The 15087-nt window shown below is 64.3% G+C and carries 13 protein-coding genes and 1 tRNA gene; 8 read left to right on the forward strand and 6 right to left on the reverse strand.

Annotated elements, in window-relative coordinates; genetic code table 11:
• Window positions 1–32 precede the first annotated feature (32 nt).
• The 3 genes from AC5RWA_RS20700 to AC5RWA_RS20710 all read left to right on the forward strand — a co-directional run bounded on the left by AC5RWA_RS20700 (window position 33) and on the right by AC5RWA_RS20710 (window position 2643).
• Window positions 33–977 carry an N-acetyltransferase gene (locus AC5RWA_RS20700; protein ID WP_494058888.1) on the forward strand — a complete coding sequence of 315 codons (945 nt, stop codon included), beginning with the start codon at window positions 33–35 and terminating at the stop codon, window positions 975–977.
• Window positions 978–997: 20 nt separating this feature from the next.
• Window positions 998–1071, forward strand: a tRNA-Leu gene (locus AC5RWA_RS20705).
• Between the two features lie 219 nt (window positions 1072–1290).
• A complete protein-coding gene (locus tag AC5RWA_RS20710; RefSeq protein WP_079595709.1) occupies window positions 1291–2643 on the forward strand; it encodes an ABC transporter substrate-binding protein in 1353 nt (450 codons plus the stop codon).
• A gap of 71 nt (window positions 2644–2714) precedes the next feature.
• On the opposite strand, the gene AC5RWA_RS20715 is transcribed toward AC5RWA_RS20710, so the two are convergent.
• Genes AC5RWA_RS20715 through AC5RWA_RS20730 form a run of 4 tightly spaced genes read right to left on the reverse strand, consistent with a single transcriptional unit; the run spans window position 2715 to window position 6861 of the window.
• Entirely contained in the window at window positions 2715–3491 is a 777-nt protein-coding gene (locus AC5RWA_RS20715) for an ABC transporter ATP-binding protein (RefSeq protein WP_494058889.1), read from the reverse strand.
• Window positions 3488–4591: an ABC transporter ATP-binding protein gene (locus AC5RWA_RS20720; protein WP_494058890.1), complete on the reverse strand. Its 1104-nt coding sequence runs from the start codon at window positions 4589–4591 to the stop codon at window positions 3488–3490. The genes AC5RWA_RS20715 and AC5RWA_RS20720 overlap by 4 nt, the downstream gene beginning before the upstream one ends.
• Window positions 4588–5556, reverse strand: a complete 969-nt coding sequence (locus AC5RWA_RS20725) for a branched-chain amino acid ABC transporter permease (protein WP_079595706.1) — start codon at window positions 5554–5556, stop codon at window positions 4588–4590. Before AC5RWA_RS20725 ends, AC5RWA_RS20720 begins: the two co-directional genes overlap by 4 nt.
• Before the next feature lie 9 nt (window positions 5557–5565).
• Window positions 5566–6861 (reverse strand): branched-chain amino acid ABC transporter permease, encoded by a 1296-nt coding sequence (locus AC5RWA_RS20730; RefSeq protein WP_258868468.1) that lies wholly within the window; start codon window positions 6859–6861, stop codon window positions 5566–5568.
• Between the two features lie 481 nt (window positions 6862–7342).
• Between AC5RWA_RS20730 and AC5RWA_RS20735 the strand changes: the two genes are divergently transcribed.
• The gene (locus AC5RWA_RS20735; RefSeq protein ID WP_115524378.1) at window positions 7343–8272 is read left to right on the forward strand and encodes a Bax inhibitor-1/YccA family protein; all 930 of its coding nucleotides are present in this window, start codon (window positions 7343–7345) and stop codon (window positions 8270–8272) included.
• Window positions 8273–8370: 98 nt separating this feature from the next.
• On the opposite strand, the gene galK is transcribed toward AC5RWA_RS20735, so the two are convergent.
• Together galK and galT are read right to left on the reverse strand one after the other, a co-directional pair.
• The gene (gene galK / locus AC5RWA_RS20740; RefSeq protein WP_494058891.1) at window positions 8371–9552 is read right to left on the reverse strand and encodes a galactokinase; all 1182 of its coding nucleotides are present in this window, start codon (window positions 9550–9552) and stop codon (window positions 8371–8373) included.
• Entirely contained in the window at window positions 9549–10706 is a 1158-nt protein-coding gene (galT, locus tag AC5RWA_RS20745) for a galactose-1-phosphate uridylyltransferase (RefSeq protein ID WP_494058892.1), read from the reverse strand. The genes galK and galT overlap by 4 nt, the downstream gene beginning before the upstream one ends.
• A 99-nt stretch (window positions 10707–10805) precedes the next feature.
• Between galT and AC5RWA_RS20750 the strand changes: the two genes are divergently transcribed.
• From AC5RWA_RS20750 to AC5RWA_RS20765, 4 genes are read left to right on the forward strand one after another with little or no spacing between them, the layout of a single operon-like run.
• Window positions 10806–11765, forward strand: coding sequence for an aldose 1-epimerase family protein (locus AC5RWA_RS20750; RefSeq protein WP_494058893.1), 960 nt, complete (start codon window positions 10806–10808; stop codon window positions 11763–11765).
• A 39-nt stretch (window positions 11766–11804) separates the two neighbouring features.
• On the forward strand, window positions 11805–13130 hold the full coding sequence (locus AC5RWA_RS20755) for an AI-2E family transporter (protein ID WP_275731293.1): 1326 nt from the start codon (window positions 11805–11807) through the stop codon (window positions 13128–13130).
• A gap of 3 nt (window positions 13131–13133) precedes the next feature.
• A complete protein-coding gene (gene ilvA, locus AC5RWA_RS20760) occupies window positions 13134–14372 on the forward strand; it encodes a threonine ammonia-lyase (RefSeq protein WP_079595700.1) in 1239 nt (412 codons plus the stop codon).
• A gap of 8 nt (window positions 14373–14380) precedes the next feature.
• Window positions 14381–14983: a rhomboid family intramembrane serine protease gene (locus AC5RWA_RS20765; RefSeq protein ID WP_079595699.1), complete on the forward strand. Its 603-nt coding sequence runs from the start codon at window positions 14381–14383 to the stop codon at window positions 14981–14983.
• Window positions 14984–15087 lie beyond the last annotated feature (104 nt).

A 15087-nucleotide genomic window follows, 5' to 3' on the forward strand; every position in this document is an offset into this window, starting at 1 on the left:
TTGCCGCCTGGCCTGCCTCTTAGACTGGCCTCATGACTGGCGATAGGAACCTGCAGACCCTGCTGGCCGGAATGCGGCCCGTACAGCGAGGCGGGGAGTACGTCTACGTCCTCTGGCCGCACGGGCGCCCGCTGGCAGGCGGCGTTGAGGCGGCAGTACGCGAAGCGGAAGGCCTCACTGTGGTGCTGCCCCGGGCCGAGGCGGACAGGCAGGGACTGGCCTACGACTTCGTGGGCGCGTGGATCACGCTGGAGATCCACTCGGCCCTTGAAGCGGTGGGTTTGACCGCCGCCGTCAGCAAAGCCCTGACCGACGCAAGGATCAGTTGCAATGTCCTGGCCGGTTTCCACCATGACCACCTCCTGGTGCCGGTGGCTGACGCACCCCGGGCCCTTGAAGTGCTGGCCGAGCTCTCGGCGCAATATAGTGGTGTGCCCCGGCCCGAACTGCTGCTGCGGAACGAAACTCCGGAGGACCGCGATGCCATCCTGGCCCTGACCGCTGAAGCCTTCGCCATATCGCCGGCCACGGGACTGCCGGCAGAGGGCGAGCCGGTGGAAGTGAAAGTGCTTCATGCACTCTTCGATGCCAAGGAGTACCTCCCCGGGTTCAGCGTGGTGGCAGTCCTGGACGGGGAAATCGTTGGCCACGTAATCAGCACCCGCGGCTGGGTGGGAAAGCACGAACTCCTGGGACTCGGCCCCATCGCCGTAACTCCCAGGCTGCAGCGGCAGGGGATAGGTTCAGCACTGATGAAGGAGACCATCGCCCGGGCGAATGCTGCGGGGGAGAGCGGGATCGCCCTGCTGGGCAGCCCTGACTACTACTCCCGGTTCGGGTTTGTTCCCGCAGCCTCCTTTGGCGTGCAGTCACCGGAAGCCGTGTGGGGGGACCACTTCCAGCTCCTGCCGCTCGCCCTCTGGCCCGGCGGCGTCCACGGGACGTTCCGGTATGCCGAACCGTTCATGCTCCTCTGACGGGATACCATTGACCCGTTGCCCCAGTAGCCCAATTGGCAGAGGCAGCGGACTTAAAATCCGCGTGTTGTGGGTTCGAGTCCCACCTGGGGTACTTAGGAGATGCCGGCGGCCAAGGCGCTGCCTGGGCAGGAAGCCGTCCGCGCTGCGGGCGGCTTCCCCCGTTTAATTCCACATATGCAACGACTGTTATAAGGATGTGACCTCAGTCACTTATCTTCGCCGGGGATATGCATTAGCTTGAAGCTAAATCAGGAACACCTGATTTTTCGCGTCAAAGGCCGTTCGCACCTTTAGATCGAGGAGCTTGTAAATGACTTTATTCCCCCAGGCGGGAACCCGTGTTGCCAAGCTGACAGCGCTTGGCATCGGCGTCGCCTTCATGGTGACGGCTTGCGGCGGTTCGTCCACACCAACGGCGTCCGAAACCGCCACCGGATCAGCGGGCGGAATCGCCTGCCCGGCGCCTGAAGGCGGCGGAGGCGCAGCCGCCAGCCAGACTGCGGAATCAGGCTCCGTCCCGGCTTCCACCGGCACCACCGAAACCCCGCTTCGGCTGGGTTCACTGCTGCCCACCACGGGATCCCTGGCCTTCCTCGGCCCGCCCGAAATTGCCGGCGTCAACCTTGGTGTTGATGAGGTCAACAAGGCCGGCGGCGTGCTGGGCAAGCCGATCGAAGTGATCCACCGCGACTCCGGTGACACCAAGACCGACATCGCCACCCAGTCCACGTCCGCGTTGCTGGGCCAGGGCGTCAGCGCCATCATCGGTGCCGCGTCCTCCGGCGTCTCCAAGACGGTCATCAACCAGATCACCGGCGCCGGCGTCGTTCACTTCTCGCCGGCCAACACCTCGCCGGACTTCACCACCTGGGACGACAAGGGCCTGTACTGGCGTACGGCTCCCTCCGACGTCCTCCAGGGCAAGGTGCTGGGCAACTACATGGCTACATGTGGTGCGCAGACCGTTGGCATGATCGTCCTGAACGATGCCTACGGCACGGGCCTGGCGTCCAACGTCAAGTCCGCCTTCGAGGCTGCCGGCGGCCAGGTTGTGGCGGAGGAGCTCTTCAATGAGGGTGACACCCAGTTCAGCAGCCAGGTGGACAAGATCATCGCCGCGAAGCCTGACGCCATCGCCCTGATCACGTTCGACCAGGCCAAGAGCATCGTTCCGCTGATGACGGGCAAGGGTGTCCTGCCCACCCAGATGTTCCTCGTGGACGGCAATACGTCCGATTACAGCAAGGACTTCCAGCCGGGCACCCTGAAGGGCGCGCGGGGCACCATCCCGGGCACGTTTGCCCAGGAGGAGTTCAAGAAGAAGCTGCTGGCCATTGACCCGGCACTGAAGGACTACAGCTACGCAGGCGAGTCCTACGACGCCGTCAACCTCATCGCACTGGCAGCGGAATCCGCCGGAAGCACCAAGGGCGTGGATATCGCCGGCAAGCTCAAGGAAGTCTCCGAGGGCGGCGAGAAGTGCACCTCCTTCGCAGCCTGCGTCACGCTGATCCGTGAGGGCAAGGACGCCGACTACGACGGCCAGTCCGGACCCGTCACCTTCTCCGACGCCGGCGACCCGACGGAAGCCTACATCGGCATCTACGAGTACCAGGATGACAACAAGTACACCGCAGTCAAGGAAGAGTTCGGCAAGCTCTAGGAATCCTTCCTGAACCAAAGGGAGCCCCCGTCCAACCGGACGGGGGCTCCCTTGTGTTGTGATGTGCGGCGCTACTCGACGGTGTCGGCCAGGGTACCCAGGTAGAGCTGGATGACCTTGGGGTCCTTCATCAGTTCACGGCCGGTGCCGGTGTAGGCATCCCGGCCCTGGTCCAGGACGTAGCCGCGGTCGCAGATCTGCAGGCAGCGGCGGGCGTTCTGTTCCACCATGATCACGGACACGCCGGCACGGTTGATCTCGTGCACGCGCAGGAACGTCTCGTCCTGCTTGACGGGGGAGAGGCCTGCGGAAGGTTCGTCCAGCAGCAGCACGGCCGGATCCATCATCAGGGCCCGCCCCATCGCCACCATCTGCCGCTCGCCGCCGGAGAGCGACCCGGCCCGCTGGGCACGGCGCTTTCCAAGCTCAGGGAACAGGCCGGTGACAAAGTCGAACCGCTCGGCGAAGTCCTTGGGCCTCTGGAACATGCCCATCTGGAGGTTCTCCTCGATGGTCAGCGTGGCAAACACGTTGTTGGTCTGCGGGACGAAGCCCACTCCACGGGAGACCAGTTTGTTTGCCTTCAGCCCCGTGATGTCCTGCCCGCGGACCACGACCGTCCCCGAATGGACCTTCACCAGGCCGAACATGGCCTTCAGGAGTGTTGACTTGCCTGCGCCGTTCGGTCCGATGATGCCGATCAGCTCCCCTTTGCGGGCCTCGATACTGCAGCCATTGAGGATGTTGACGCCGGGCAGGTAACCCGCCACGAGGTCCGTGACCTTGACCACGGCCCCGCCGTCGGAAACGGGCTGGGCGGCGGATGCCGCGCTGGTGCTGCTGCTCATTGGCTGTCCCTCTCTGTGCGGTCTTTCCCGCTGATGTCCCTGTCCGTACTTCCATGCCGGCCGCCGGACGCTTCGCCCTCCGGGACGCCACGCCTCCGCTGGTTTTCAGCCTCGTCAGCCACAACGTCCAGGGAGATGATTCCGGCGTTTGCGGTTCCCACGACGGACTCTTCGTCAGCTACCAGTTCGGCAGCCAGCTCCTTGATGCCCTCGGAGTCGCCGAGGTCGACGTCATGGTGGGCGCCCAGGTAGGCGTCGATGACGGCAGGGTTTTTCATCACCTCGCCGGGTGGACCTTCGGCGACGACTTTTCCTTCCGCCATGACCACAACCCAATCCGCGATGTGCCGGACCATGTGCATGTCGTGTTCGACGAACAGGACAGTCATGCCCTCAGCCTTCAGGTTCTTGATGTGGTCCAGCAGCGACTGCGTCAACGCCGGGTTGACGCCTGCCATGGGCTCGTCCAGCATCACCAGCTTGGGCCGGACCATGAGGGACCGCGCCATCTCCAGAAGCTTGCGCTGGCCGCCGGAAAGGGAGGCCGCGTAATCATCCTTTTTGGCGTCGAGCTTGAACTTCTCCAGCAGGACGTTGGCCTGGGCGGTGATCTCTTTCTCGCGGCCGCCCCACATGCCCTTGAAAAGGGCCTTGGAAAGGCGTTCACCGGGCTGGTTGGAGGCGCCGAGCCGCATGTTTTCCATGACCGTCAACTTGCCCATGACCTTGGTGAGCTGGAAAGTGCGCACCATGCCCATGCGTGCCACCTTGTAGGGCGATACGCCGGCGATGCTTTGGCCCTCGAACTGCCACTTGCCGCTGTTGGGCGTATCAAATCCGGTGAGCAGGTTGAAGAGGGTGGTTTTGCCTGCACCGTTGGGACCAATCAGTGCCGTGATTTTGTGCCGGGGAATTTCTAGGTATTCGACGTCCACGGCGTTGATGCCGCCGAAGCTTCGCGTCACGTTCTCCGCGACGACAATGGGATCCCGCTTCTTGCACCCGGGACCGGTTTCGCCGGCCGCGATGGGCCGGTTGTCTGTCATGTAATCCGGCTCGCCCCCGCCGGCAGTTGTTCGTTCTTCGCTGTGCATGCTCATGCGAACGCCAGCTCCTTCTTGTTTCCGAAGACGCCCTGGGGCCTGAAAATCATCAGCAGCATCAGGGCGACGCCAACCAGGATGTAGCGCAGCTGTCCCGCCTGGACGGTGTTCAGCCACGTGACGGCGCCCGACTCGATCAGGCCATACAGGATGCCCTGGGTCAGTGACAGGACAACCCAGAAGATCATGGCGCCGATGACGGGGCCAAGGACGGTGCCCAGGCCGCCCAGGAGGAGGCACGTATAGAGGAAGAACGTCAGCTCGGTGCCGTAGTTCGCCGGCTGCACTGCTCCGCGGGGAAGGGTGAAGATCATGCCTGCGAGGGCTCCGAGCACACCGCCGATGATCAGTGCCTGCATCTTGTAGGCGTAGACGTTCTTGCCCAGGGACCGTACAGCGTTCTCATCCTCGCGGATGCCCTTCAGGACACGGCCCCAGGGGCTGCGCATCAACAGCCACACGAGGGTGCAGCACAGGGCAACCAGTGCCCAGCCCACTACGCGGATGAAGAAGTCGCGGTTGTTCATGCCGAAGTAGGAGCCCTCGGGGAAGGGGTTCATGGCGTAGAAGCCGCCTTCGAACGCCGCCAGACCGTTGGCGGAACCGGTCACGGATGTGAGCTGGTTGGTGGTGACGATGTACCGGACAATTTCCGCGGCCGCGATGGTAACGATGGCCAGGTAGTCTGCCCGGAGCCTCAGCGTGGGGATACCGAGCAGCAGGGCAAAGATTGCCGAGGCGATGATGGCAATCAGCAGCCCAACGAAGAACGGCACGCCGAAGGTCAGGGTGGAGATGGCAAACCCGTAGGCCCCCACCGCCATAAAGCCGGCCTGGCCAAAGTTCAGCAGGCCGGAATAGCCGAAGTGCACGGCGAGGCCCAGGGCAGCCAGTGCATAGGCGGCCGTTGTCGGGCTGAAAATTTCACTGGCAGCGCTGGCAAGAATGAATCCAAAATCCATGGCTGTCTCCTAACCCACGCGCTCGCGTCGGCCCAGGATTCCCTGTGGCCGGAACAAGAGGACAACGATCATGATGAACAGCGCTCCCACGTACTTAAGGTCGGCGGCGAGGCCGAACACGGTTGTCAGCTCCACGAAGATGCCCACGATGATGGACCCGATCAGTGCGCCAAAGACGGTTCCGAGTCCGCCGAGGGTGACCCCGGCGAAGATCAGGAGGAGGATGGCGGAGCCCATATCGAAGGTGACGCCGGGCCGGTAGTAGGCCCACAGGATGCCGCCAAGGGATGCGAGCATGCCGCCGGTGATCCATACCAGCCGGATCACGCCGTCCACATCGATGCCCGAGGCCGCGGCGAGTGCGGGGTTGTCCGCCACGGCACGGGTGGCCTTGCCGAGCCTGGTCTTGAGCAGCACAATGCCGATGAGTGCGATCACCACTGCGCTGATGCCAAGCGACCAGAGGTTGTTGGGCGAGATGGATACCGGGCCCAGCTGGATTTCGGGGCTCTGGGCAAACGGCAGCTGTTGGGTGGCGCCGCCGAAGTAGAACTGGATCACGTAGCGGACGGCCAGGGCGAGGCCGATACTGACGATCATCATGGGTACGAGGCCTGTACCGCGCCGACGCAGCGGCCGCCACAAGCCCCTGTCCTGGGCGTACCCGAACAGGCCGCCGCCCAGCAGGGACAGGATCAGTGCCAGCCAGAACGGAAGGCCGATGGCATTGAACGCGAACACCAGAACCGCACCCAGCGTCACCATCTCGCCGTGGGCGAAGTTGGTCAGGCCCGTGGTGCCGAAAATCAGCGACAGCCCAACTGAAGCCAGGGCGAGGAGGAGCCCGAAGCTCAACCCCGCCACAAGGCGGTTGAGGAGGTTCTGTCCAAAGTCCTGCTGCTGGACCACGATGCCTTTGCCAAACGCAAAGATCACCGACAGGTTGGAGGTCTGGCTGAAGGTGACATCGCGCGGGTTTTCCTGGCCTTCGGCCAGCGTGATGCCTTCAGGCAGGGTGGATTCGTCCAGCTCAACGGTGTACGTGCCCTGTTCGGGTACGCCGATGTTCCAGGAGCCATTCGCCGCTGACTTGGCAGTGCCCGTGAAGTCGCCCTTTGTTGCGGTGATGGTCACGTCCGCCAGGGGAGCGCGGGTGTCATCGCGGAGGAATCCACTGATGTTGTTCTGGAAGGTCTGGTTCGACGGGGATGGTGTCGGTGACGGGGAAGTGGCCTGGGACGCCGGGGCGGCCACCAGGAGGATTGCCAGGATGGAAGCACTGATGGCTCCCAACAGTCTCAGCAACCCTCGGCGTCCTCTTGCCGGCAGGCCTTGGGGTGTACTTCTCAAATTGATAACCTCCACTTGGGGGCGGTCCCGGCTGCGCCGTTGCAGCCGCTGCGAACGGATGCAAGGTTGGGAGGCGCCATCTGGCCCGGCGCCGTCACGCGTGTGAGTTCCGTCACCCTGCTTGGCTTATGCTACAGCGCGCAAGAACCCGCAAATGCCTTGGTCAGGGCGTTGATGGTAGCGATCGGATAACAACTGTGCAGCCCTTTACGGCAGCAGCGGGCGGAACTCCCCAAGAAACCTTTGTTGAGTCACGGTGTTTTCCGGGCAGCCTCCGAGCCCGTTTGATCCACACGGGCAGCTGCTCCTGCCGAGAACAGGGTCACGGTTGCATTGCACCGGGATGAATTCGGGAACTTTCAAGGGTGCATCGACGTGGAAATTGGTAGCGTAAACCTTAAGGTTCACATCACACCCACAATGGAGGAATCCCGCAATGGCACTTGGCGGCAACCCGATCTTCAACGGAAAGAGCTTCCGTGGAGCCACCCAGGCACCGCCTGTCCCGCAGGCTCCCTACGGCAACGCTCCCTACGGCCAGGCCCCTTATGGACAGCCTTACGGCCAGCAGCCCTATGGCCAGGTTCCCTACGGCCAGCCTGCATACGGCCAGCAGGGCTGGAACGCCCAGCCGCAGAACATGACCGACGAACAGCTGCAGCAGATGTACAACCAGCCTGCTGCAGGCCCGGCGGATACCGGCCGGATGACCTTCGACGACGTCATCGTCAAGACCGCAGCCTGCCTCGGCGTGCTGCTCGTCGGCGCCGCGGTGACAATGTTCGTCAGCATGGGCCTCGCGTCACTCCTCATGATCGTCGGCGCCTTGGGCGGCTTCGTTCTGGCCCTCGTCAACACGTTCAAGAAGCAGCCTTCACCGGCGCTGATCCTTGCTTATGCAGGCCTGGAAGGCCTCTTCCTCGGCGGCCTCACCCGGGTCCTGGACACCATGTACCCGGGAGTGGGGCTTCAGGCCGTCCTCGGCACGCTGTCCGTCTTCACCGTGACGCTCCTCCTCTTCAAGAGCGGCAAGGTACGCGCCACGCCAAAGGCCATGAAGTTCTTTATGATCGCCATTGTTGGCTACGCGCTGTTCTCCGTGGTGAACCTCGTCATGATGATGACGGGTCTGACCACTGAGCCGTTCGGGCTGCGAAGTGGCATCATCGGCATCGCCATCGGCATCCTGGCCATCGGCCTCGCGGCCTTCTCGCTGGTCATGGACTTCACCAGCATTGAGGCCGGCGTCCGCAGCGGTGCTCCGCAGCGCTTCTCCTGGACGGCCGCTTTCGGCCTGACCGTCACGCTGGTCTGGCTGTACGTGGAGATCATCCGCCTGCTGGCCATCCTGCGCGGGGACGACTAGCACCCAGGCGGCGCCGCCGTCGTCGTCTGTTCCTTAACAATGAAGGCCCCACCTCACGGTGGGGCCTTCATTAGTTCCTGCGCCAGTGTCTTGGCGCCTCACGCGATGCGCGTGGCACCCGCGGCAGGCGAAACCGTGAAAATGTCCGGTGCCGTGAAGCCCGCCCGGGCAAAGGCCTGTACGACGGCGTCGCGCACCTTTTGCTCGGAGCCGGCAGGGGTGAGCGCGATCGCCGCTCCACCGAAACCGCCGCCGGTCATCCGGGCGCCAAGTGCGCCACTGGCCCGCGACGTGTCCACGGCGAGGTCCAGCTCGGGGCAGGAGATTTCAAAGTCGTCGCGCATGGAAGCGTGGCTCGCATCCAGCAGGTGTCCGATGGCTGACGGGCCCTGCTCCGCGAGAAGTTCCACGGTTTGGAGGACCCGGTCGTTTTCGGTGACAACATGCCGGACCCGCCGGAACGTCACTTCGTCCAGGAGTCCGCTGGCTTCCTCCAGGTCTCCCACCTGTACATCACGCAGTGCCTTGACACCCAGGACCTGGGCACCGAGCTCGCATGACGCACGCCGCGAGGCATAGCCGCCGTCAGAGTGCGAGTGTGAAACCTTTGTGTCGATGACGAGCAATACCAGGCCGGCGGGCTCCGTCTCGAAGGGAACCAGCCGGGCGGTCTGGTCCCGGCAGTCCAGGAACACCGCATGGCCCTGCGAACCGCGCAGTGACGCTGACTGGTCCATGATTCCGGTGGGGGCTCCCACGAAGTCATTTTCGGCCTGCTGGGTGGCCAGGACCATCTCCTGCGCCTCCAGTCCCGCGCCGGTCAGTTCGTTCAGGGCGGTGATGACGGCGCATTCGATGGCGTGGGACGAGGAGAGCCCTGCCCCGAGGGGGACGTTCGAGTCCAGCAGGAGGTCGATGCCCGGCACATCGATACCGCGCCTGCGGAGCGCCCAGATGACGCCGAGCGGGTACTTTGTCCAGCCCTTGGCGGAGCCGGGCTCGAGGGAATCAAGCGTGGTGGTGACAATGCCCTGGTCGCCGTAGGTGGACAGCAGCCGGGCCGTGGAATCGGAGCGCACTCCAACGGCCACCCGGGCAGTGCGGTCGATGGCAAAAGGCAGGACAAAGCCGTCGTTGTAGTCCGTATGCTCCCCGATCAGGTTGACGCGCCCCGGTGCCTGCCAGATGCCGGCAGGAGCGCTTCCGAACTCGTGCGTGAACCGGGCGGCGAGGTCCGGGGTGCCGGCTGCGGCGGCGAGGGGATCAGGTGTGGTGCTCACGCGCGGGCTCCTTCGGGCGCGGCGGCCAGGACGGCCGGGAAGGCGGCGGACGGCGGAACGGACACGGCGCGCAGGCGTTCGGCCACGCTTTCCGGTGTGGTGTCATTGATGAAAGCGCCCATCGCTGCCTCCGAACCGGCAAGGTACTTCAGCTTATCGGCAGCACGCCGGGGTGACGTGAGCTGCAGGTGCAGATAGCCCGCAGCGCGCAGCGCCGGCTCCAGGGGAGCCTGGTGCCAGGCGGAAATGTACGGCGTGGGAGTGGGATACAGGGCATCCAGGCGTTTGAGCAGGTCGAGGTAGACGCGCGCCAGTTCATCCTTCTCTTCGCCGCTCAGGGCCGCCAGGTCCGGAACGTGGCGGTGCGGAACCAGATGGATTTCCAGCGGCCAGCGGGCCGCGAAGGGGACGTAGGCGCTGAAGTTCTCACCTTCCATGACCATCCTGCTGCCATCCTCGCGCTCTGCCCTCAGCAGCGAGCCGGTCAGGGTTTCCCGGCCGTCCTGCGCTTCGTAGAACTTGCGTGCAGCTGCGCCGAGGACGCCCGCCCGGGGAGTGACATAGGGGTAGGCGTAGATCTGGCCGTGGGGATGGTGCAGAGTGACACCGATATCCGCGCCACGGTTTTCAAACGGGAATACCTGTTTAATCCCGGGCAATGCGCTCAAGGCGGCGGTCCGCTGTGCCCAGGCCTCGATTACCGTACGGGAGCGAACCTCGCTGAGCCCGCTGAAGGAACCTGTGTGCTCCGGCGTAAAGGACACCACCTCGCAGCGGCCGTAGGCCGGACCCTTTGTTCCCCACGTGGCCTGGTCCGGGACGGGGCCGACGGCCGGGCCGAGGGACGGGAAGCGGTTCTCGAAGACCACCACATCGTAATCGGCAGCCGGAATTTCCGAGGGGTTGCTGCCGGTGGTGGGGCAGATGGGGCACTGGTCTGCGGGAGGGAGGTGGGTACGGGACTGCCGGTGGGCCGCGACGGCCACCCATTCTTCTGTCAAAGCATCGAAGCGGACTTCTCCCGGCTCACCGCGCGGAGGCAGGCCACGGTGGTCGGTGGTGAACTCGGCTGCCCGCGAGGTGCTGGTGCCGGCGTCATCGAAATAAATCAGCTCCCGGCCGTCCGAAAGTCTGGTGCTGGTAGTCCCTGTCATAGAAAAAGTGTCGCACATTCGCTCAAAAAAGAATAGTTAACAACAAAAGACAACATATTGGGCTGGAACGGCCACCTTGGCCGGGGTACGGTAATGCCCATGACATCGACTTCCTCCCAGGATTCCCTTGCCGGTTCCAGCACCCAGGCCTACGCAACGGGCCGGCAGTACGAGCTCCGGCGCGGTGATGCGTTGGCTATAGTCACCGAACTTGCCGCCGGCCTCCGCTCGTTCACCAGGGGTAATGTGCTCCTGACGGAGACTTACGGAGATGACCAGATCCCGCCCGGCGCAACGGGAATTACGCTGGCGCCGTGGGCCAACCGGGTGGAGGACGGAACGTGGTTCCTTGATGGCAAGAAGCAGCAGCTGGATATCACCGAAGTGGGCCGGAACAACGCAAGCCACGGCCTGCTCCGCAATGCCGCCTACGCTCTGGTAGACGAGTCGCAGCACTCCGTCTCCCTGGAGGCAACCATCTTTCCGCAGCACGGCTACCCCTTCCTGGCGCGGCACCGCGTCCAGTACCTGATAAACGATGACCTGGGGCTGGTGGTGCGCCAGACCCTGACCAACCACGCCAAAGCTTCCGCCCCCTTTGTCCTGGGCGCCCACCCGTACCTCCGCCTGGGTGACACGCCCATCGAGGAACTGGTGCTGACCGTTGCCGCCGAAACCCAGCTACTGACAGATGAACGCCTCATTCCCCGCAGCAGCGCTCCCGTAGAGGGGGACACGGACTTCCGGGCGGGCAAGCACATCGCCGACCTCAGTGTTGATGTTGCCCTCACGGACCTGCAGCGTGAAGCAGGCAAAGCCCGGCACACCCTTGCCTCGGCTGACGGGCAGAGCGTGAGCCTCTGGCAGGACGAAGCGTGCGGATATGTCCACGTCTATGTGAGCACCCTGTACCCCGGCCGCAGCCGCGCAGTCGCCGTCGAACCCATGACCGGACCTGCCAACGCCTTCAACTCCGGCGACGGCCTCCGCTGGCTGGCGCCGGGCGAATCCTTCACCATTGAGTGGGGAATTGACTACAGCCCTGGTAGGGCCGGATAGCAGTTTCCCATTAGGGGACGGCTGGGGAAGTATTAGGCTATGACGCCAACCGGGGATCCCGTACCGCCCACCAGCCCATCCCCATTGCAGCAACAGCCTGCTGCCGTGCCGCCGTTGAGGGTTCGTACGGACCGTGAACTGGACCAGGACATTCCCTATGGAATCCGGATCGCCGCATCGTGGGCATGGCGGCTTGGACTCATCCTCCTGGTGGGTGGGGCCCTGGTTTGGCTCCTGAGGGGGATCAGCTTCCTCATCATCCCCGTCATGGTGGCCGCTCTGTTGGCCGGCCTCTTGAACCCGGTGGTGGGGTGGCTCAAGCGCGACCGGGTGCCGGCAGGCCTGGCCGTAGCCATCACCGTGCTGGGCTTCCTGGGCCTGATTGCGGGAGCGCTGGCGCTGGTGGGCAGGCAGCTCATCGTCGGTTTCGGGGAACTCTGGTCCGAGGCGCTGACCGGAATAAGGCAGATCCAGGACTGGCTGTCAGAGGGGCCCCTCCACCTGACCGCAGACCAGATTGACCAGTACCTGCAGGAAGCAAGTACCGCGCTGCAGGACAACAGCAGCAGCATCCTCAGCGGGGCCCTTTCCTTCGGCAGCACTGCAGGGCATTTTGCCGCGGGACTCATCCTTGCGCTCTTTGTCCTGATCTTCTTCCTCCTGGAAGGGGACCGGATCTGGGCGTTCCTGGTGCGGCTGCTTCCCAAAAAGGCCAGGGCCGCAACGTTTGGGGCCGGGCGCAAGGGCTGGTCATCCATGGTGAGCTACGCCCGCATCCAGATGTTCGTTGCGTTCGTGGATGCGGTGGGCATCGGCGTGGGAGCGGCCATCATCGGCGTTCCGCTGGCGCTTCCGCTGAGCGTGCTGGTGTTCATAGGCTCGTTCATTCCGATTGTTGGTGCCCTGGTCACCGGCGCCATCGCCGTGCTGCTGGCCCTGGTGGCCAACGGCCCGGTGAACGCCCTGATCATGCTGGCCATCGTGCTGCTGGTCCAGCAACTGGAGAGCCACATCCTGCAGCCCCTCGTCATGGGCAAGGCCGTGGCGCTGCACCCGGTGGCCGTCATCCTCTCCGTGGCCGCGGGTTCCTACCTGGCCGGAATCCCCGGCGCCCTGTTCTCGGTGCCCATCCTCGCCGTCGCAAATTCCGCCATTCGCTACATTGCCGCCAGAACGTGGGAACATGAACAGGTGCCGGCAACGCCGCTGGTGGCTGGCGCGCCGGCGGACAACACGATTAAGCACGTCGAGCCGCCGGAGCCGATCCAGCGCGGCAGGGACGCCGTTACCGGCACGACAGCAGAACATCCCGATGCCCGCACCTCAGCGGAGCGGGGCACCGGGGACGAATCCAGAGGAGAATAGTCCGTGAACATCCTTGAAACCCTTCCCGTCACACTGGACGATGTCCTGGAGGCGCAGAAGCTGCTTGACGGGATTATTGCGCGCACGCCTGTGGAATCGTCCAGGGCCCTGGGGGCCATGGTGGGCGGCGACGTGTACTTCAAGTGCGAAAACCTGCAGCGGGCAGGATCGTTCAAGGTCCGGGGCGCCTACGTGCGCATGGCCCGGCTGTCCCCGGAGGAGAAGAAGCGGGGAGTGGTGGCGGCATCGGCCGGCAACCATGCCCAAGGCGTGGCCGTGGCCGCCAAGAGCCTGGGCATCAAAGCCCGCATTTACATGCCGCTGGGCGTCGCGCTGCCGAAGCTTGCTGCCACCCGCAGCCACGGCGCCGAAGTGATCCTGCACGGCCACAATGTCGACGAAGCGCTCGCGGAAGCCCAACGCTACAGCAACGAGACCGGCACGGTGTTCGTCCACCCCTTTGACAATGTGGATGTTGTTGCCGGCCAGGGCACCCTGGGCCTTGAGATCCTGGAACAGGTGCCCAACGTGGACACGGTCCTGATGGGCGTCGGCGGCGGCGGGCTGCTGGCCGGTGTCGCCGTCGCCATCAAGGCGCGGGCCAAGGAGCTGGGCCGGGAAATCCGCATCATTGGCGTCCAGGCGGAAAACGCCGCAGCCTACCCGCCGTCGCTGGCGGCTGACGCGCTGGTACCCCTGAAGAAGGTGTCCACCATGGCGGACGGCATTGCCGTGGGGCGTCCCGGCCAGCTGCCGTTCAGCATCATCCGCGAACTGGTGGATGACGTGGTAACCGTCAGCGAAGACTCATTGGCCCGTGCGCTGATCTTCCTGCTGGAACGGGCCAAGATGGTGGTGGAACCCGCCGGGGCCGTAGGAGTGGCAGCACTCATGGACGGCAAAATCGAAAATCCCGGAACCACCGCAGTGGTTCTCTCCGGCGGCAACATCGACCCCATGCTGATGCTCAAGGTCATCCAGCGCGGCCTTTCCGCCGCGGGGCGTTATATGACCGTCCGCATGATGCTGGACGACCGCCCGGGTTCACTGGCCACCATCGCCAGGATCATTGCGGAGAACGATGCCAACGTGACGGGCCTTGACCATACCCGGGTAGGTGGCTCCATCAGCATGGGGGACGTCTCCATCACGGTGAACCTCGAAACCAAGGGCCACCAGCACGGTGAGCAGGTCCTCAGCGCGCTCCGTGCCGAAGGCTTCCAGCCAATCGTGGTGCACTAGGACGCGTCATGGCCGGACTGATGGGTTTCGGGCAGCGGCAGACCGTGGCCGCAAGGGCCAAAGGCGGCCTTCTGGTATTGGGCGCCTTCGTGGTCCTGTTGTTTGTTATCGAGCTGTTCAACATGGTGATGCTGCGTTCGCTGAACAGCACGTTCGGCCTTCGGCCGCGCAGCGCCGACGGGCTGCTGGACATCTTCACGTTTCCGCTCCTGCACGCGAACCTGAACCATCTGCTGTCCAACAGCCTGCCGCTGATCATCTTTGGCTTCCTGGTGTTCCTCTCGGGCCTCCGGGTGTTCCTGACGGCGCTGGCATTCAGCTGGCTGGGATCCGGCCTTACCGTGTGGCTGATCGGCGACGGCGGCATCACCGTGGGGTCGTCAGGCCTCGTCTTCGGGCTGTTTTCATTCCTGCTTGTCCGCGGCTTCTTCAACCGGAGCTGGCGCCAAATCCTGTTGGCCGTGGTCCTCTTCATGGGTTACGGAAGCATCCTTCTGGGAGTCCTGCCCATCGTGGCCGGCTTCGTCTCCTGGCAGGCCCACCTGGGCGGTGCGGCCGGGGGAGTGGTGGCGGCCCTGCTCCTGCGCCCGCGGACCGGCAGGACGCCGTAAAGGGGCATCCCCGAATGACCCCATAAACGAAGAGCGCCGGGCGGCCCCCAGGGAAAGACAGGAACTTTTGTTCGACGGGGAAGCGCCCGGGCAGAGATTTTCGG

The sequence above is a fragment of the Arthrobacter sp. 210 2 genome (genome assembly GCF_059093025.1).

Bases quoted from the DNA above. Each gene is read 5' to 3' on its own strand.
- AC5RWA_RS20700 (WP_494058888.1), top strand. From the start codon at position 33: ATGACTGGCGATAGGAACCTGCAGACCCTGCTGGCCGGAATGCGGCCC.
- AC5RWA_RS20710 (WP_079595709.1), top strand. From the start codon at position 1,291: ATGACTTTATTCCCCCAGGCGGGAACCCGTGTTGCCAAGCTGACAGCG.
- AC5RWA_RS20715 (WP_494058889.1), bottom strand. From the start codon at position 3,491: ATGAGCAGCAGCACCAGCGCGGCATCCGCCGCCCAGCCCGTTTCCGAC.
- AC5RWA_RS20720 (WP_494058890.1), bottom strand. From the start codon at position 4,591: ATGAGCATGCACAGCGAAGAACGAACAACTGCCGGCGGGGGCGAGCCG.
- AC5RWA_RS20725 (WP_079595706.1), bottom strand. From the start codon at position 5,556: ATGGATTTTGGATTCATTCTTGCCAGCGCTGCCAGTGAAATTTTCAGC.
- AC5RWA_RS20735 (WP_115524378.1), top strand. From the start codon at position 7,343: ATGGCACTTGGCGGCAACCCGATCTTCAACGGAAAGAGCTTCCGTGGA.
- galT (WP_494058892.1), bottom strand. From the start codon at position 10,706: ATGACAGGGACTACCAGCACCAGACTTTCGGACGGCCGGGAGCTGATT.
- AC5RWA_RS20750 (WP_494058893.1), top strand. From the start codon at position 10,806: ATGACATCGACTTCCTCCCAGGATTCCCTTGCCGGTTCCAGCACCCAG.
- AC5RWA_RS20755 (WP_275731293.1), top strand. From the start codon at position 11,805: ATGACGCCAACCGGGGATCCCGTACCGCCCACCAGCCCATCCCCATTG.
- AC5RWA_RS20765 (WP_079595699.1), top strand. From the start codon at position 14,381: ATGGCCGGACTGATGGGTTTCGGGCAGCGGCAGACCGTGGCCGCAAGG.